The sequence below is a fragment of the Streptomyces sp. DSM 116793 genome (genome assembly GCF_057320905.1).
Map to the genome: position 1 here is coordinate 7,513,686 of NZ_CM170494.1, position 17,613 is coordinate 7,531,298.

Below are 17,613 nucleotides of genomic sequence, written 5' to 3' on the forward strand. Positions count from 1 at the left end.
CCCGGCCGTCCGTCCTCATGGCCCAAAAATCGATTCAACCACTCGTTGACACCTGGGGCGCACGGCCGTAGCTTCCCAGGCGGTGTACGTCCGTGAGCCGTATTCACGTAGTTGAAACACACTCGCCGGGCATCTGCGTCATGCCCCTGTCCGGCTCGCCCTGCCAGGGATCGGCCCCCTGGCCGTACCGATGTGCCGCCCGTGCGTCGTCGGTGCACAACACGGCTCGGCAAGAGGGGGTTTCGCATGCATCGCGCGACGATCAGCGATGTCTCGGTACGGGTCTTCCGCACCACCACCAGGCTGGCACACGACTCCGACGGTCACGCCCACCCCGGTGAACCGCGCACCGTGACCCGGGCGCTGCTCACGATCACGGACACCGACGGCCACCGGGGCCACTGCCTCGCCCGGGAGGCGCAGGTGAGCGAGGCGCTGCTCGGCGCCTATGTGCGGCCGGTGCTGCTCGGCCAGGACCCGTTCGACCGGGCGCGTCTGTGGGACGGTCTCGCGCGCTGGCAGCGGGGCAGCGAGGGGCAGTTGGGCGACCGGACCCTGGCGGTGGTCGAGCAGGCCCTGTGGGACCTGATCGGCCGGCGCCTGGGGCAGCCGGTGTGGAAGCTGCTGGGCGGCATGCGCGACAAGGTGCCCGCCTACGGCAGCACGATGTGCGGCGACGAGGTCCCCGGCGGCCTGTCGAGCCCCGAGGACTACGCCGCGTTCGCCGAGAAGCTGATCGCGGACGGCTATCACGCCATCAAGCTGCACACCTGGATGCCCCCGGTGTCGTTCGCACCGGACGTCGCCATGGACATCCGTGCCTGTGCGGCGGTGCGCGAGGCGGTCGGCCCCGACGTTCCGCTGATGCTGGACGCCAACCACTGGTACAGCAGGGCCGAGGCGCTCCAACTGGGCCGGGCGCTGGACCGGCTGGGCTTCCACTGGTACGAGGAGCCGATGGAGGAGCAGTCCACCCAGTCGTACCGCTGGCTGGCCGACCAGCTCGACACGCTCGTCATCGGCCCGGAGAGCGTCGGGGGACGGCTCCAGGCCCGGGCCGAGTGGATCGCCGCCGGGGCCTGCGACATCCTCCGGGTGGGCGTGCCCACGGCCGGCGGGATCACGCCCGCGCTCAAGACGCTGCACCTGGCCGAGGCGTTCGGCATGGACTGCGAGATGCACGGCGGGGGCGCGGGCACGCTGGCCGTGCTGGGCGCGGCCGCCAACAGCAGGTGGTACGAGCGTGGCCTGCTGCACCCGCATCACGACTTCGACGAGGTGCCCCCGCACCTGCTGCGTGCCACCGACCCCATCGACTCCGAGGGCCATGTCCACCTGAGCACTGAACCCGGGCTCGGCGAGAGCCTCGACCTCGACCACATCGAGGCGGAGACGGTGCGCTCGTGGTGACCGGCCCGGGCCCGGCCGGCGCCGGGCCGCCCACCGGCACAGCGGGCCCCACACGTCCCGTGCGCCGGGCCGGCCCGGCGCACCCCGCGTGGCCCGCGCACCCTGTGTGGCCCGCGCACCCTGTGTGGCCCGCGCACCCCGTGTGGCCCGCGCACCCTGTGCGGCCCACCGGCTTCGCGGGGCGAGGGGCCCACCCGGTACGCGCCACCGGCGCAGCGGACCGCCGCCGGCCGCGACCCATGCTCCGGCGGTGAGCCTGCCGCCCCGCCTGCCGCCCCACCTGCCGGCTCCTCCTCCCTCCCCCTCGTCCCTTCGTCCCCTCCCCCCACCTCCCGGACGTCAGCGGCGCCCGGCGCCGGCACACCCTCAGGAGATCTGCATGGACACGGAGACCAACGCCGTTTCACGGCGGACCGCGCTGGGCGCGGTGGGGGCGGCGGCCGCGGGCGCGGCGTTGCTCGCGGGCGGCGGCAGCGCCTGGGCCGCACCGGCCGGGCACACCGGCGGGGCCGGCGGCCCGGCGCAGGCGACCACAGGCGGCCCGGTGCGCCTGCTGCTGAACGGGGCGCCTGCCGCACTCGGCAGCCACGCCTTCCCCGACGAGGTGGACACCGTCGTCCTCGACAACGGCCTGGTGCGGTTCACCTTCGGCCGGGACGACCTGAACGGCGTCTACTCCGGCTACACGGGCGTCTCCGTCACCGCCGTCTCGGTGGTGGTGGACGGCGTCGAACTGGCCCACCACCTGAACGGGTCGAAGCCTCAGGACGACGGCAGGGCGCCCTCGTTCTACGTGGACGACCGGGGCGGCAGGACCCGGCTGATGTGCACCGAGGTGAGGGTGGTCCGGGTCGGTCCCGACCTGGCGGAGGTGGCGTTCGTCGACAGCACCAGCACACCGCTCCACCACGAGCACCACCTGATCATGCGGCGCGGCAGACGGGGCGTCTACGGCTTCGACGTGCTCACGGCGGCCGAGGCCACCACCATCAGCGAGGTGCGGATGGTGACCCGCTGGGACCGCACCATCTTCGACCACTCCTTCAACTGGGAGCGCGGCAGCGGCCAGCAGCCCACTTACGACTACCTCAACACCCAGGTCAAGCTCCAGGACGAGACCTGGCGCGTGGACGGCGTCAACGACAAGGACCTGGCGGCGCCCGACAGCAACTCCGGCAACCTGCCGACCGGCACCGCCTACAGCAAGTACGAGTGGAGTCTCTACCACCACGAGAACCCGATGTTCGGGCACCACGGCCATGGCTTCGGGGTGTGGTTCACACCACTGGGCGGCGTCACCGAGGACACGTTGTGCGCGTTCTACGGGGTCGGCCCCACCCACCAGGACCTGGCGATCCACCAGGACGCCACCATCCTCAACTACTTCGGCGCCAACCACTACGACCTGCCCGGATACGACCTCCCGGCGGGCTACCGGAGGCTCTACGGGCCCTGGTACACCTTCTTCACCACCGGCGACGAGAGTGACCCGGATTCCCTCGTCGCGGCCGCGGCGGCCACCGCCCGCGCGGAGATTCGCGAGAACCGCACGGCCGCGGACTGGATCGACCACCCGCTCTACCCGGACGCCGCGCAGCGCACCGAGGTCTCGGGCCGGATCCGGATCGCCGACGGCCGGCCTGCGGCGAACCTGTGGGTGCTGCTCTCCACCCAGGACGTCGAGGACGCTGACGACGTGTACACCATCCACGAGCCCACCTACTTCGTGCGCACCCGCGCCGACGGCTCCTTCACCCTGCCCGGCGTCCCCCCGGCCTGGAAACCCGGCACCACCGACCCCGGCACCTACACCCTCTACGTCTTCGCCGCCGACGGCTCCGTCACCGACCAGTACAAGCAGCCGGGCATCGCGCCCCGCGGCGCCGTCCACGACCTCGGCACGCTCACCTGGGCGCCCGCCGCGCACGGCACGTTCCTCTGGCAGATCGGCCGCTCCGACCGGACCGGGGGCGAGTACGCGCTGGCCACCCACCCGATCGAGCGGAGGCACCCGCGCGACTACGACAAGCCGTCCCGCGTCCCGGGCGACCTGACGTTCACCGTCGGCGAGAGCTGGGAGCCCACCGACTGGTACTACGCGCAGACCAACCCGGGCACCTGGACCGTCCGCTTCCCGCTCGACCACGTGCCGTCCGGCACGGCCGTGCTCACCGTCTCCTCCTCGATGCAGGCGGGCAGCGCGCCGACCGTGGCCGTGAACGGGGCCACCGACGGCATCACGGGCAGCCTCTCCGACAGCGACGGCCACGACGGCAACGGCCTCGGCGGCACCATCGGCCGGCAGGCCGACCGCAGCGGCCGGCGGCGCGTCGACACGCTCACCTTCCCCGCGTCGATGCTGCGCGAGGGCGACAACACCCTCACCTTCAGCCGGGGCGCGACCATCCCGGCCGGGGACGGCCTGGGCCGGGACACGTTGCTGCTGGAGGTGGACCCGGGCGGCACCGCGCCGGCCCCGGCGCCCGCCGCGAGCCTCACGGCCGAGGTGGTGAGCATGTCCGGGACCCGGTCCGCGGCCACCTGGACCGTGCGGGTCGGCAACAAGGGCAGGGGCGCCGCGCGCGATGTGCGGTTCACCGGCCTCGCGCGGCGGATGCGCTGGGGCGGCGAGCAGCCGCTCGCGGTCGCCGGCCGGGACCCCGAGGTCTTCCCGGTGCCCGTGACGGCGTCGCTGGCGCCCGGGGCGTCCACCACCTTCCGGGTCACCGGCGTGCCGCCCCGGGACACCGCCGTCGATCCCCGCTCCGTCGTCGTGTCCCTGAGCGCGGACGGCGGCCGGACCCGTACCACCGCCTCAGCCCGGACGGCTACCTGGCCGTGGGCCCCGAAGAACTGACACCAGAGGAGTTCGTGCCATGAGAATCCGGGTCGCACCCGCGCGCCGCCCCCGGCTGGTCTCCGCCATCGCCGTCGCCACCGCGGTGGCCGCCTCGCTCACCCTCACCGCGTGCGGCGGGGACTCCGGCGGGTCCTCCGACGGCAAGGTCCACCTCAGCTTCTCCTGGTGGGGGGACAGCTCACGGGCCAAGTCCACCGAGGCCGCCATCAAGCTCTTCGAGCAGGCCAACCCGAAGATCGACGTCAGCACCCAGTACGCCCAGTTCGGCCCCTACAACCAGAAGCTCGCCACCCAGATGGCCGGTGGCGGGGCGCCCGACCTGATCCAGATCGACTGGGGCAACCAGAGCCAGTACGCCCGCAGCAACACCCTGCTCGACCTCTCCACGGGCTCCGCGAACGTCGACTTCTCCGGTCTGGACCCGAAGTTCGCGGGCAGCGGCAAGGACGGGGACAAGCAGGTCGCGCTGCCGTTCGGGCAGACCGCGCAGAGCTTCGTCGTCGACGAGACCAAGCTGAAGGCGCTCGGCGTCCCGGTGCCGAAGCCCGGCTGGACCTGGGACGACGTGGCGACCTTCGGCAAGGCCGTGCACGACAGGTCGCACGGCAAGGTCGCCGGCATCTCCGACCCCGGCACCACCTGGGCGGCGTTCCAGTCCTGGCTGTACCAGCGCGGCAAGGACCTCTACACCGAGGACGGCAGGCTCGGCTTCACTCAGGCCGACCTGGAAGGCTTCTGGAACCTCTGCGACAGCCTCCGCAAGTCCGGCGCGGCCACCCCCGCGAACCAGACCGCCACCCTTGCGGGCGGCCCCGCCGAGGACCCGCTGGCCAAGGGCACCACCGCGGCCGAGTGGGACTACGACAGCATCTACGCGAGCCACTCCGCCGCCACCAAGGACAAGCTGGTCCTGGTGCCGCTGCCGACGGTGGCCGGCAAGACCGGCATGTACGCGAAGCCGTCCATGCTGCTCTCCGTCTACGCCGGCTCCAAGCACCCCGCCGAAGCGGCCAAGCTGCTGAGCTTCCTCATCAACGACCCGAAGGCAGCCAAGGCACTGGGCACCAGCCGCGGCCTCTTCCCCAACCTCGCCGTCCGCAAGACGCAGACGGCCGCGGCCACCGGCACCGACAAGGTGGTCTCCGACTACGAGGCGGCGAACGCGGCGAGCCTGAGCCCCACGCCCGCCGCGCCCCCCAAGGGCGACGGGCAGCTCATCACGCTGATGCAGCGCATCTACGGCGCCGTCAGCTTCGGCCAGCAGAGCGTCTCCGCCGGCGCCAAGGACTTCATGGCCCAGGCGCAGCAGGCGCTCGCCAAGTAGCGCCCGGCGGGCGCCTGCCCCGCAGCGCACGGCGGGCGCCCGCCGGACGACACCCGGCAGGCGCCCGCGACATGACCGCCCACCACCCAGGCCGGACCAAGGAGGAAGCCGGTGAGCTCGACGGCCAGGCTCGACCCGCCGGTGCCCGCATCCGTGGCACCGAAGAGAACGCACCACCGCACCACGCCGACCAAGGGTCTCGCCGACCGCACCGCCGGGTATGTGTTCCTGCTGCCCTGGTTCGCCGGGCTCGCGATCTTCACCATCGGCCCGCTGGTGTACTCGCTGTACCTCTCGTTCACCGACTACAACCTCCTGCAGTCGCCGCGGTGGGTCGGCCTCGCGAACTTCAAGGAGATGTTCGGCGCCGACCCCCGCTTCTACCACGCGGTGCAGGTCACCCTGATCTACGTGGTGGTGGTGACGCCGGTGAAGCTCGCCCTCGCCCTCGCCGTCGCCGTGCTGCTGAACCGCAGGCGGGCCGGCGTCGGCCTGTACCGGTCGCTGTTCTACCTGCCGTCGCTGCTGGGCACCAGCGTCGCCGTGGCGCTGGTGTGGCGCTCGATGTTCGCGCAGGGCGGCGCGGTCAGCAACGGCCTCGGCTCGCTCGGCCTGCCGAAGACCGACTTCATCAACAGCACCACCTGGTCGCTGCCCGCGATCATCCTGCTGGCCTGCTGGCAGTTCGGCGCCCCCATGGTGATCTTCCTCGCCGGGCTCAAGCAGATCCCGGCCGAGCTGTACGACGCCGTCTCGGTCGACGGGGCCGGGACGTGGGGGAGGTTCCGGCACGTCACCCTGCCGCTGCTGTCGCCCGTGGTCTTCTTCAACGTCCTGCTGGAGACCATCAACTCCTTCCAGGCGTTCACCCCGGCGTTCATCATCAGCAACGGCACCGGCGGCCCCGCCGACTCGACGCTGTTCTACACGCTCTACCTGTACCAGCGGGGCTTCACCGACTTCCGGTTCGGCTACGCCTCGGCGATGGCCTGGGTCCTGCTGGCGACGGTCGCGCTGCTCACCGCCCTGATGTTCCGCGTCTCGCGGGTATGGGTCTTCTACTCGGACGGAGGAAGCCGATGAGCGGGCACAGCATGGTGCCGGGCGCCCGGCCGGCCGCGGCCCCCCGGCGCCGGGGCGCGCGGGGCCGGTCGGCGCTGTGGCATGTGTCGGTGATCGTCGTCGTGCTCGTCGTGGTGTACCCGGTCATCTGGATGCTCGGCACCTCGTTCAAGCCCGCGACGGAGATCGTCACGTCCAACCGGCCCTGGCCGCTGCACGGGACCCTCAAGAACTTCAGCGCCGGCTGGCACGCCAACCCGGGCGTGACCTTCGGGCACTTCTTCATGAACTCGCTGGTCATCTCGGTGCTCGCGGTGGCCGGCACGCTGCTGTCCTGCTCGCTGGCCGCCTACGCCTTCAGCAGGCTCTCCTTCCCGGGCCGCTCGGCGCTGTTCGCCGTGATGGTGGTCACCATCCTGATGCCGTACCACGTGCTGATCGTCCCGCAGTACGCCATCTTCAAGTCGTTCGGATGGATCAACACCGACCTGCCGGTCGTGGTGCCCAAGTTCCTCGCGACCGAGGCGTTCTTCATCTTCCTCATGGTGCAGTTCATGCGGGGCATCCCGAGGGAGATCGACGACGCGGCGCGGGTCGACGGCTGCGGCCCCTACCGCACGTTCCTGTGGGTGCTGCTGCCGCTCACCCGTCCCGCCCTGATCACCAGCGCCATCTTCGCGTTCATCTGGACGTGGAACGACTTCTTCACGCAACTCGTGTACTTCAACAACACCGGCAAGTTCACGGTGCCGATCGGCCTCTCCCTCTTCGTGGACCAGACCGGCATGACCTCCTACGGCCCGATGATGGCGATGTCGATCCTGGCGCTGCTGCCGGTGTTCCTCTTCTTCCTGGCGTTCCAGCGGCTCCTGGTGGACGGGGCCACGTCGAGCGGGCTGAAGGGGTGAGGCCGGCGTGCGCGGCATGACGGAGACGGGCGCCCGGACCGGCGGGCCCGCCCCGGACACCCCCGTGCCCGGCGGGACGGGGCCCCGCAGAGCGGTGGCACTGGGGCCCGAGCGGGCCGAGCAGGTGCGCCTGGCGGCCGAGACCATGGCCGTCGGGGTGCTGGTCGTGCTGTTCTCGCTGCCGCTGGTGACCGCCGGGGCGGCGTGGTGCGCGGCGGCGGAGGTCACCGCGGGCTGGCACCAGGGGCGGGAGCCCGCGCTGCTGCGCACCTTCGCCCGGGTGGTCCGGCGTGATCTGCTGCCGGGGCTCGTGGTGGCGTGCGCGGTGCTCGCGGTGGCGGCCGTCACCTGGTTCGAGGTCCGCGTGGTACTGGCGTCACGCCTGCCGGGGTACCCGGTGGAGGCCGCGGCCCTCGCGCTGCTCGGGGCGGGCGCGGTGGCGTTCGTCCTGCTCACGGTCGCCTGCCGGGCGGCGGAGCAGGGGCCGGCGCCGGAGCAGGGACCGGGGCTGGAGCCGGGGACGGCAACGGTGGCGGGTGCCGGTGCGTGGGGCGGCGCGGTGCGGACGGCGGCCCGGCAGGCGCGGCTCGCACCCACCACTCTCGCCCTGGTGGTGGCCGCCTGCGCTTGTGTCGGCGCCCTTGTCGCGGTGATCCCGGCCTTCGCCGGCTTCATGGCGGGGCCGCTCGCGTACGCGGTGTCGGTGGTGACGGCACGCAACCGCGCGGCGGACGGGGCGCGCTGAGCGGCCGCCGGCGGCCCGTCAGTCGAGGTGGAACACCTCGGTCAGCAGCACCCTGGCGTCGTCGGCGGTGCTGCCGTCCGGGGCCTCGAAGAAGGGGGCCATCTCGCGCTGCCAGCGTGTGTTGACGTCGGCCCCGGCCATGGCACGCTCCGCCGCGGCGAAGTCGTCCGTCTCCAGGTAGCCGACGAGCAGCCCGTCGTCGTGCAGGAAGAGCGAGTAGTTGCGCCAGCCCGCCGCCCGCAGCGCGTCGAGCATGCCGGGCCAGACCTCGGTGTGCCGCCGCCGGTACTCCTCGATCCGCTCCTTGCGCACCCGCAGCAGAAAACACACACGTTCCACGATCGGCCCTCCTCGGACAGCGGTTCGGACGGCGACGGACGGGCGGAGGGGAAACCACCGCCCCGCACAGGGGACCCGGCACCGCCGCCAGCTTATGAAACGGTTCAGCCTTCCACCACTCCCACCGCTCCGACCACTCCCACCGCTCCGACCACTGCCACCGGTCCCACCACTCCCGCTACCGCGGCCGGGTGCAGCACATGCTGCCGACCGCCCCGCGCCGGCCCGGGGCGTGGCCCCGGACCGGCGCGGGCACCGGTGGTCGGCCGGCGGTCAGGAAGCGTGCACCGTGGCGATGTTGTGGCCCTCCACCTCCAGGAGCGGGCGGCCCGAGGGGAGGGTGGCCGGGTCCCAGGAGAGGGTGATCTCGCGCTGCTCGCCCGGCAGCAGCCAGAGGTAGTTGTCCGCGTACTCGGTGGGCAGCACCCGATCGCCGGATGCCTTGTCGCGCAGCGTGAGCCGGACCATCGCCGCCACCGTCGAGCCGGTGTTCCGCAGCTTCGCCGTGGTGGTGCGGCGGGTGCCGGCGCGGCTGGTGCCGCCGAGCCCGGCCGACACCGTGGTGCGGCCCAGGTCGTTCAGGGACCGCAGGTCACCCGGGGTGCGGTAGCGCCAGTAGGTGTTCTCCGACAGCACGGTGCCGTCCGCCGCCTGCGCCGTCAGCCGCAGCAGGTGCAGGTCCGGCAGCGCGTCCGTGAAGTCCGCCGTGAACAGCCTTGCGGCCGCCGACGCGCCGACCCCGGCCCGCTGCCGCACCGGGGAGCCGAGGGACGTGCCGTCCAGTCCGTACAGCCGTGCCGTGACCGTGACGTCCTTCAGCGCCCGCGTGGTGTGGTTGACCAGCGCGACCTGCCAGGTGTCCCGGCTCGCCTGCACATGGACCGGCTCGCAGCCCTTCCGGGCCCCGTAGTACGTGCCGTTCACGTCGAGGTCGTAGTCGTACGTCTGCCACACCGTGCTGTGCCAGGCCGGGTTGGACATCCACAGCAGCAGCGCCCGGGCGTCGTCCCACAGGTGGTGGTTCCAGGCCTCGAACATCGCCCGGGTGTTCTCGTAGTTGACGAACTGCGCCTTGCGGCTGAACTCCGCGAGGCTCCCGGACGGGCCGAGGCGCGCGTCGACGGCGTCCTTGTACGTGGCGGGGCGCTGGTTGCCGTTGGTGCTCCAGTCGTGGTTGTACCAGACGTCCCCGATGGGCCAGCCGGGCTCGTCCCCCACCAGGTGCTCCATCGACTCCGCCACCGGCACCGTCGGAATCCCGATCTCGGTGTGGAAGCCGAAGATATGGGTGTCGTAGGTGTCCTTGTCGAAGTACTTCTCGGGCTCGACGAAGTAGTAGGGGCCGTGCCCGGAGACCGTGCCGTCGGCGGAGTTGGCGAGGTAGAAGATCTCGCCGTCCTCCTCGTCGACGGCCTGCTGCAGGCCCGCGGCGATGTGCGGGGGCGGCGCCTCCTCGTTGGCGCCGCACCACACGGCGATGCACGGGTGGATGCGGTAGCGGACGATGGTGTCGCGGGCGATGTCCACATAGTCGGGGATGTCGTCCGCGAACGGCCCCGCCTCCCAGAAGTCGTTCCAGACGAGGATGCCGTTCTCGTCGCACGCGGCGAAGAACTCCTCGCGGTTGCTCGACCCGATCCAGTTCCTGACCATGGTGAAGTTCATGTCGCGGTGCATGCGCATGACCGCGTTCATCCGCTCCGGCGGCATCCTGCGCAGCAGCTCGTCCCAGCCCCAGTTGCCGCCACGGCAGAACACGGGCACACCGTTGACGATGATCTTCAACGGGGTGGTGGCGTTGGAGACCGCCTTGACGTCGGTCCACGCCGAGCCGTCGTCGGACACCTGCACCGTGAAGTCCAGTGCGTACGCCTGCTCCCAGGTGAGCACGACCCGGTCGAACGTGACCGAGGAGCCCAGGTCGACCTGGATGTACTGGTCGTCCTCGAACGACGAGGACCAGCGCGTGCCGTCGTCCCCGTCGACCGCGTTGCCCGGGGCGTTGCTGTCCTGGTCCACCGAGGACGCCGTGGCCGTCTTGTGCAGCGCGAGGTCGGTGCCGGGTGCCGAGGAGTCCACCACCTGCAGCGACCACAGGGAGATCCCCCAGCCGGTGGCCCGCCGCCCGCCCTGGATGCGGACGTGACGGGCGTGCTGCGCGGCGAAGTCGACGGTCTGCACCACCCGGTCGCTGCCCGCCGGGATGCTGATCGGCTGCTCGTGCGTGTAGGTGAACTCCCGGATGCCGAAGCGCACCGCCTTGCGGTCGCTGCGCCGCCCGCCGGTCGTGGCGGTCAGCGTCAGGTCGTACAGGTACGGCTCCCCGTAGCCGTTCGGCCACCACAGCCGGGGGTTCTTCACCCGCAACTGCCCGTAGGAGTCGGGGGAGAACGTCACATCGGCGGACTTGCCGGCCGGCACCGTCACCGTACGGCTCACCGTCACCTGGCCGAAGGACGCCGTCACGGTGAAGTCCCGCGCGGCGGAGGCAGCGTTGCGGACCGGCACGGTGATGGTGACCTCGGCGACCGAGGTGTCCGGGGAGCCGGGCAGCGTGGAGACGACGCGCGCGTCGCCGAGCACGGCGTCACCGGTGGAACGGAGCCGGACGTGGTTCCAGATCCCTGCGATCCGGTCCCGGACCGCGGGGATCCAGTCCCAGCCGGACACCGCCAGGTAGGTGGGGGAGTCCAGGTAGATCTTCGCCGACTGCATGAAGGCGTTGCCGTCCGGGCCCTTGTCGCCGGGGCTGCCCGGGTGCGGCATAGGCGTGATGCGCACCGCGAGGACCTGCTCCTTCGCGCCGGCCGCCAGGTGGTCGGTGACATCCAGGGCGGTGCGCGCGAACGGCGACGTCAGCTCGCCCGCCTTCGCGCCGTTCAGCCAGATCTCCGCGTGGTGGTTGATGCCGTCGAACTCCAGCCAGACGCGCCGGCCTGCGGACGTGTCGAAGCCGCGCGGCAGCTTGAAGGCGCGGCGGTACCACCACGAGTGCCGGGAGAGCGCCTCGGGGATGCGCATGTTGTTGAAGCCGGACACCGGGTCGGGGAAGTGGCCCTGCTCGACCAGGGTGGCGAGCACCGTGCCCGGCACCGTCGCGGGCAGCCAGTCGCCGGTGTCCACCGAAGGACCCGACAGCGTCGCACCGTCCGCCGTGCCGGCGAAGTCGTCCATGGTCAGGTCCCACCCGGACGCCAGCGGCACCGTGCCGTCGGCCGCCACGGTCAGCGCGGGCGCGGGGTCCCTGCGGCCGGTCCAGCTCGTCCAGCCGCGCGCCGCGGGCCGCTTGTGGTCGCATGTCCCGTACACCTGGAAGCCGTTGAGGCCCAGCGGATTCCCGTTGGAGCGGCGCGTGGCGGACATCCGCACCCAGCGCGCGGTGACCGGCTCGGACAGCGGTATCTCCACGACGCCGCCCGCGCCCGAGGACGTGCTGTGGACGGTCGTCCAGGACTTCCCGTCGTCGGACACGTCGAGGGTGAAGGCGACCGCCGCGCTGGACAGGATCTCGGAGCCGGTCGTGTCGGAGCGCGGCTGGCCGCCGGTCGACGGCACGAAGGTCGGGTCCCCGTCCTTCGCCTCGAAGGTGAGCGTCACCGACTCGATCCGGCACGGGGCCTGGAGGTCGACCGCGATCCACTGCCCGTCGCCCTGCGCGGCACGCCAGCCGCTGCCCCGGACGCCGACGGTGGCGAGCCCGTCCACGGCGAACTCGGCGGGCGTGGCGGCGTAGTCGGTCGACGAGACCTGCACGGGCCGGTACAGGGCGAGGTCCGTCGCCGGGCTGGGTGCGCCCGCACCCGGCTCGGCCACGGCGGGCGACGCGGACAGACCCGCCGTTCCCGTACCGAGGCCGAACCCGGCCAGCAGTACGGCATTCGCCGACAGGAACGATCTCCGCGAGACTCGGGCGGCTCTGGGGCCCATGAACGGCTCTCCGATCCGGTGCGCCGCCCTCGGCGGGGCACCTTCGTACGGCAAGGGGTGTTTTCAGACAGCAGGAAGGATTGTTGACATCGTTGTCAGAGGCTGCCCCGAACAACTCGGTCCTGACAAGGTGCCGGAGGGCCGGGTTCTGGGTGGTTATCGATTCTTTACCTGCGGGGGGTGGTGGGCGGTAGGACGGGAGTCGCGTGGGCGGCGCGGGCGGGTGGGTGTGGAGCCGGCCCATCTTGTGGGTGCGCCATGCCGCCGGCCGCCTGGCGCGGCGCAGAGGTCCTTCCCGGGCCGGCCGTCCGCGACGACGACGAGGTCCGTGACCACCTGCGCCGGAGTTTCGGAGAACTACTTCCCTTACTGCGGCACGTGCTGGATCGGATACGGCGCCATGGCCGTGCTCGGCACAGAGCTGCGCATGCGGGGCGTCACCGGGCCGCGCGTGGCCGACGCGTCGGTCATGCCGTCCATCGTCTCCGCCGACACCAACGCAACCGTCTACGCCATCGCGGAACGCGCGGCAGACCTCGTCACACGGTCCCGGGGCCGGGAGCAGGTCTCTGCGAGGTGAGTGCCCGCTGACGCCCGCTCACCCGAGCGTGGTGATCTGCTCGGGAGAGCACCCCGGCCCGGCCGAGGGGCCGGGCGGGGTTGGGAAGGGCGCGGCATCAGGCCCCCTCGCGCCGCTGGGTGCGCCCGTAGTGCTTGCGGGCCTTCATGCGGTTCCCGCACACCGCCATGGAGCACCAGCGGCCGCTGTTCGCCTTGCTGCGGTCGAGGAGGAAGCGGCGGCACTCAGGATTGGCGCACGGCTTGAGGCGGCCCGGCCGGGCCCCCGCGAGGTGGCCCCAGGTCAGGATGGCGGTGGTCGCCCACCTCCGGTCCGCGGCGACGTCGAGCGTCCATGCGATGCCCCGGCCGGTCACCTCCGGCACCGGGCGCGCCCCGCGGAGGAACCTCGTCAGCGTCCCCGGCGGGTCCTGCCCGCGTACCACCTTCTGCAGGGCGTCTCTCGCGGCGCGGGCGTGGCGGAGTTCCAGGTCGGTGCCGGTGCCCCCGCGTTCGAGGAGCCAGCGGCGGCCGGCGTCGGGGCTGTCGAGGAGGTCCTGCCGGGTTCCCCGGATGACCGGTGTGGTGTTCAGCAGGTCCAGGAGTCGTTCTTCGTCGTGCCTGTCGACTGGTATGGAGATCATCGCTTCACTCGGTCGGAGAGGGGGCGTGGCCGCGGGGTGCGGCCACACCGGGGTGAGTCGTGCCGTGCGTCTCCCCGTGCCGCCGCCTCGCCCCGGGTCCGTCACCCGTCGTGTCCTCGGTGCACCGTCACCGTCGCGCGCCCGGTGTGCCGCCGTGGCCCGCCCCCGGTGCGGCCGCCGCCGGGGTCACCGCTGCGTCGGGCCCCGCCGTCGTCCGGGCCGGCAGTCTACCCGCGTGCCCGCGGGCCGGCCGGGCCCCGCTCGCCCGCGGACACCGCGCCGTGTCCGGCCCCGGTCGGTGTCGGCCGGCGCGTGCGGGTGGGCCGCCTGCTCCTGAGCGGGACCCGGGACCGGTGTCCTAACTCCTTCGGTCCTGTTGACAGGTTAGGTTCAAGCTGCTTCCATTCTAACCCTCAAAGCTGATTAAAGGAGTTAGATATGGTCGCCGTCCACCACAGGTACGCCACGGTCTCGGGCAGGCGGATCTTCTACCGGGAGGCTGGGCCGGCCACCGCGCCGGCGGTGGTGCTGCTGCACGGCTTCCCGACCAGCTCGTTCATGTTCCGCAACCTCATACCGGTGCTGGCCGAGGACTACCACGTCATCGCCCCCGACCACCTGGGCTTCGGCCTGTCCGACGCCCCGGGCGCCGATGAGTTCCCGTACACCTTCGACGCGCTGACGGAGCTCACCCGGGGCCTGCTCGACCAGCTCGGCCTCGCCCGGTACGCCCTCTACGTGCAGGACTACGGCGCCCCCGTCGGGTGGCGGCTTGCCCTGCGCGACCCCGCCGCGATCACGGCGGTCATCAGCCAGAACGGCAATGGCTACGACGACGGCTTCGTGCCGGAGTTCTGGCGGCCGGTCTGGGACTACCAGCGCGAGCAGACGCCGCAGACGGAGGCCGGCGTGCGGACCGCGCTCACCCTGGAGGCCATCAGGTGGCAGTACCTCACGGGGGTGCCGGACGAGAGCGTCGTGAGCCCCGACACCTGGCACCACGACCACACCCTGGTGTCCCGGCCGGGCAACGACGCGATCCAGCTGGCGCTCTTCCGGGACTACGCGACCAATCCGCCGCTGTACCCCGCCCTGCACGCCTACCTCCGCGCCCACCGGCCGCCGCTGCTCGCCGTGTGGGGCAGGAACGACCCGATCTTCGGGCCCGCCGGGGCCGAGGCCTTCGACCGTGACGTGCCGCAGGCGTGGATCCACCTGCTGGACGGCGGCCACTTCCTCCTGGAGAGCGCCCTGGACGAGGTCGCGGGACTGATCGCCGACTTCCTCGGCAAGGCGGACCTCGGCCGTTGAGGCGGCAGGCTTCTCCCCGGCTTGCGGCGGCGCACGGCCGGGGCAGGATGGGGGATACCGAGGGGTGACCGTGAGGTGAGCGTGTGGCGAGGCTGCTGTCGGTGAACGTCGGCCTTCCCGAGGACGTGCCCTGGCACGGCCGCACGGTCCGCACCGGGGTGTGGAAGCATCCGGTCGAGGGGCCCCAGACGGTGCGCAGGCTCAACGTCGACGGCGACGGGCAGGGAGACCTCCAGGGGCACGGCGGTGAGCAGCGCGCCGTGCTCGTCTACCAGATCGACTCCTACCGGTACTGGCAGCGGTACCTCGGCCGGGACGACTTCGGCTACGGCCAGTTCGGGGAGAACTTCACCGTCGACGGGCTGCCCGACGACGAGGTCTGCATCGGGGACCGCTACCGGATCGGCACGGCGGTGTTCGAGGTGACCCAGCCGCGCGTCACCTGCTACCGGGTGGGCCTCAGGATGGGCGAGCCGCAGATGGCGGCGCTCCTGGTGGCCCACCACCGGCCCGGGTTCTACTTCCGTGTCCTCACCGAAGGGCGGGTCACGGCCGGCGACGAGATCGTCAAGGTCGCCCAGGGGCCGGAAGCCATCACCGTCACGGAGATCGACGCCCTGCTGTACCTGCCGGGCCACCGGCGGGACGACATCGCGCGGGTGCAGCGCATTCCCGCGCTCAGTCCCGGTTGGAAGGCGTCGCTCCAGACGCTCATCGACCAGGGCGGCGCGGGCCCGGCGACGGTGGGTGGCAACCCGGCGCTCAATGCCGTCGCCGGGCAGCCGCCGCCCGCCTGGCCGGGCTTCCGCCCCCTGCGGGTCGCGGCCGTCACCCGGGAGAGTCGCGACATCTTCTCGCTCACCCTCACCGCCGAACGGGCCGGGCGGGCGGAGGGCGTGGAGGGGGCCGAGAGAGCCGAGAGAGCCGAGAGGGCCGATCGGGCGGAGGGAGCAGCGGGAGCCGACGGGGCGGACGAGCGAGCGGAGCCGCTGCCCGTTCCCCTGCCGGGCCAGTTCCTCACCCTGCGGCTGCACCCCGAGGGGAACGGGCCACCGCTCATCCGCAGCTACTCCCTCTCCGGTCCGCCGGACGGGACGCGGTACCGCATCACCGTCAAGCACGAGCCGCACGGCCGGGCGAGCGGCTATCTGATGGAGCATGTGCGCGAGGGCGACCTGCTGGACGTGGCCGCCCCGCGCGGCACGTTCACGCTCTCATCCGGCGACAGGCCCGTGCTGCTGATCTCCGCCGGGGTCGGAGTGACGCCCGAACTGGCCATGCTGCACGCGCTCGCGGCCCGGCGCTGCGAGCGGGAGGTGTGGTGGCTGCACGGGGCGCGCAACGGCGCCGAGCACGCCTTCGCCGCCGAGACCCGTGCGCTGCTGGCCCGGCTGCCCAGGGCGCACGAGCACGTCTGCTTCAGCTTCCCGCCGGGCGAACGGGCCCGCGCGCTCGGCTGGTACGGCGCCGCCGGCGGGCTCGGCTCGATCGCCGGCCAAGTGCTCGGCGGGCTGCTGCTGGACGCCGACGTGCTCGGGCTCGGCTGGCGGGCGGTCTTCCTGGTGAACGTCCCCGTGGGCCTCGTCGCCGTGGTCCTGGCCCGCCGGCTGCTCCCGAGCCGGCACCCGGCCGGGCCGGCGGGCAGGACCCGGTGGGTGCGGTCGCGCTCGCCGTCAGCCTCGGCCTGGTGCTCGTCCCGCTCTCGCTCGGCCGCGACGCGGGCTGGCCGGCGTGGACCTGGCTGAGCATGATCGCGAGTGTGCCCGCGGCCGGTCTCGCCCTGCGCTGGATGCGGCGCCTGGCCGCGCGCGGGGGCGTGCCGGTGCTGGACACCACGCTCTTCCGGTCGCGCTCCTACCGCGCGGGGACGGGGGCGATCACCGTGTTCATGGCGTACTTCGCGTCGTTCATGTTCACTCGCTTGCTGCTGTTGCAGGGCGGGTTCGGCCTCGGGCCGCTCCAAGCGGGCCCGGTGTTCGCGCCGATGGGCGTCCTGTTCTCGGTCACGGCTCTGCTCGGGGCCCGTCTCGTGGACCGGTACGGACCGCTCGTCACCGTCCTCGGCGGCTGCGTCACCGCCCTGGGGCTGCTGACGCTCGCCCTCAGGCTGCACCTGGCGGGCCGCGGCGCCGGGCTCGGCTGGACCGTTGCCGCGCTCGCGCTGGTGGGGCTCGGCAACGGCCTCGTCCTGCCCCGGCTCATCGGCATCTCGCTGGTGGACGTCCGGCCGGAGCAGGCGGGCGTCGGCGCGGCGGTGCTCACCACCGCCCAGCAGTTCGCCGGGTCGGCCGGGGTGGCGGCCGTCGGCAGCGCCTTCTTCGCGGTCGCGGGACCGGACGGCGACCGGGTCGGGGCGATGGCGGCGGCCGTGCTGATCGACGCTGGCCTGATGGCGGCGGTGACCCTGCTGGTCACCCGGCTGGCCCGGGGCGCCAGGCGGCGCACGGGTGCGGCGGCCGGCTGAGTGCGTCGCGGAGTGGGGGGAGGGATTCCCCGTGCCTGTCAAGCCCCTCATTCCTCCGTTC

13 protein-coding genes are annotated in these 17,613 nt (G+C 72.5%); 10 read left to right on the forward strand and 3 right to left on the reverse strand.

Features of this window, described 5'->3' with window-relative positions; all coding sequences use genetic code 11:
• Positions 1-246 precede the first annotated feature (246 nt).
• The 6 genes from ACSMXW_RS29520 to ACSMXW_RS29545 all read left to right on the forward strand — a co-directional run bounded on the left by ACSMXW_RS29520 (position 247) and on the right by ACSMXW_RS29545 (position 8,309).
• Positions 247-1,410 carry an enolase C-terminal domain-like protein gene (locus ACSMXW_RS29520; protein ID WP_485800806.1) on the forward strand — a complete coding sequence of 388 codons (1,164 nt, stop codon included), beginning with the start codon at positions 247-249 and terminating at the stop codon, positions 1,408-1,410.
• A gap of 379 nt (positions 1,411-1,789) precedes the next feature.
• Entirely contained in the window at positions 1,790-4,267 is a 2,478-nt protein-coding gene (locus ACSMXW_RS29525) for a polysaccharide lyase family protein (RefSeq protein WP_485800808.1), read from the forward strand.
• A gap of 19 nt (positions 4,268-4,286) precedes the next feature.
• Positions 4,287-5,594 (forward strand): ABC transporter substrate-binding protein, encoded by a 1,308-nt coding sequence (locus tag ACSMXW_RS29530; RefSeq protein WP_485800810.1) that lies wholly within the window; start codon positions 4,287-4,289, stop codon positions 5,592-5,594.
• A 111-nt stretch (positions 5,595-5,705) separates the two neighbouring features.
• A complete protein-coding gene (locus ACSMXW_RS29535; RefSeq protein ID WP_485800812.1) occupies positions 5,706-6,677 on the forward strand; it encodes a carbohydrate ABC transporter permease in 972 nt (323 codons plus the stop codon).
• Positions 6,674-7,564: a carbohydrate ABC transporter permease gene (locus tag ACSMXW_RS29540; protein ID WP_485800814.1), complete on the forward strand. Its 891-nt coding sequence runs from the start codon at positions 6,674-6,676 to the stop codon at positions 7,562-7,564. Before ACSMXW_RS29535 ends, ACSMXW_RS29540 begins: the two co-directional genes overlap by 4 nt.
• 7 nt (positions 7,565-7,571) lie before the next feature.
• A complete protein-coding gene (locus tag ACSMXW_RS29545) occupies positions 7,572-8,309 on the forward strand; it encodes a hypothetical protein (protein ID WP_485800816.1) in 738 nt (245 codons plus the stop codon).
• Between the two features lie 18 nt (positions 8,310-8,327).
• Here ACSMXW_RS29545 and ACSMXW_RS29550 read toward each other — a convergent pair whose 3' ends face one another.
• Both ACSMXW_RS29550 and ACSMXW_RS29555 read right to left on the reverse strand, forming a co-directional pair.
• Positions 8,328-8,648: an L-rhamnose mutarotase gene (locus ACSMXW_RS29550; RefSeq protein ID WP_485800818.1), complete on the reverse strand. Its 321-nt coding sequence runs from the start codon at positions 8,646-8,648 to the stop codon at positions 8,328-8,330.
• 273 nt (positions 8,649-8,921) lie between these two features.
• Entirely contained in the window at positions 8,922-12,575 is a 3,654-nt protein-coding gene (locus ACSMXW_RS29555) for a discoidin domain-containing protein (protein WP_485800820.1), read from the reverse strand.
• A 328-nt stretch (positions 12,576-12,903) separates the two neighbouring features.
• On the opposite strand from ACSMXW_RS29555, the gene ACSMXW_RS29560 reads away from it, so the two are divergent.
• A complete protein-coding gene (locus tag ACSMXW_RS29560) occupies positions 12,904-13,155 on the forward strand; it encodes a GMC oxidoreductase (protein WP_485800821.1) in 252 nt (83 codons plus the stop codon).
• Positions 13,156-13,252: 97 nt separating this feature from the next.
• Here ACSMXW_RS29560 and ACSMXW_RS29565 read toward each other — a convergent pair whose 3' ends face one another.
• The gene (locus ACSMXW_RS29565; protein WP_485800823.1) at positions 13,253-13,777 is read right to left on the reverse strand and encodes a CGNR zinc finger domain-containing protein; all 525 of its coding nucleotides are present in this window, start codon (positions 13,775-13,777) and stop codon (positions 13,253-13,255) included.
• A gap of 438 nt (positions 13,778-14,215) precedes the next feature.
• Between ACSMXW_RS29565 and ACSMXW_RS29570 the strand changes: the two genes are divergently transcribed.
• The 3 genes from ACSMXW_RS29570 to ACSMXW_RS29580 all read left to right on the forward strand — a co-directional run bounded on the left by ACSMXW_RS29570 (position 14,216) and on the right by ACSMXW_RS29580 (position 17,552).
• Positions 14,216-15,088 (forward strand): alpha/beta fold hydrolase, encoded by an 873-nt coding sequence (locus ACSMXW_RS29570; RefSeq protein WP_485800825.1) that lies wholly within the window; start codon positions 14,216-14,218, stop codon positions 15,086-15,088.
• Between the two features lie 83 nt (positions 15,089-15,171).
• Entirely contained in the window at positions 15,172-16,833 is a 1,662-nt protein-coding gene (locus tag ACSMXW_RS29575; RefSeq protein ID WP_485800827.1) for an MFS transporter, read from the forward strand.
• Positions 16,776-17,552 carry an MFS transporter gene (locus ACSMXW_RS29580; protein WP_485800828.1) on the forward strand — a complete coding sequence of 259 codons (777 nt, stop codon included), beginning with the start codon at positions 16,776-16,778 and terminating at the stop codon, positions 17,550-17,552. The genes ACSMXW_RS29575 and ACSMXW_RS29580 overlap by 58 nt, the downstream gene beginning before the upstream one ends.
• The last annotated feature ends 61 nt before the right edge of the window (positions 17,553-17,613 follow it).

What these genes read in the sequence shown, in the direction of transcription:
- ACSMXW_RS29520 (WP_485800806.1), top strand. Translation starts at nt 247, where the DNA reads ATGCATCGCGCGACGATCAGCGATGTCTCGGTACGGGTCTTCCGCACC.
- ACSMXW_RS29525 (WP_485800808.1), top strand. Translation starts at nt 1,790, where the DNA reads ATGGACACGGAGACCAACGCCGTTTCACGGCGGACCGCGCTGGGCGCG.
- ACSMXW_RS29530 (WP_485800810.1), top strand. Translation starts at nt 4,287, where the DNA reads ATGAGAATCCGGGTCGCACCCGCGCGCCGCCCCCGGCTGGTCTCCGCC.
- ACSMXW_RS29540 (WP_485800814.1), top strand. Translation starts at nt 6,674, where the DNA reads ATGAGCGGGCACAGCATGGTGCCGGGCGCCCGGCCGGCCGCGGCCCCC.
- ACSMXW_RS29555 (WP_485800820.1), bottom strand. Translation starts at nt 12,575, where the DNA reads ATGGGCCCCAGAGCCGCCCGAGTCTCGCGGAGATCGTTCCTGTCGGCG.
- ACSMXW_RS29565 (WP_485800823.1), bottom strand. Translation starts at nt 13,777, where the DNA reads ATGATCTCCATACCAGTCGACAGGCACGACGAAGAACGACTCCTGGAC.
- ACSMXW_RS29570 (WP_485800825.1), top strand. Translation starts at nt 14,216, where the DNA reads ATGGTCGCCGTCCACCACAGGTACGCCACGGTCTCGGGCAGGCGGATC.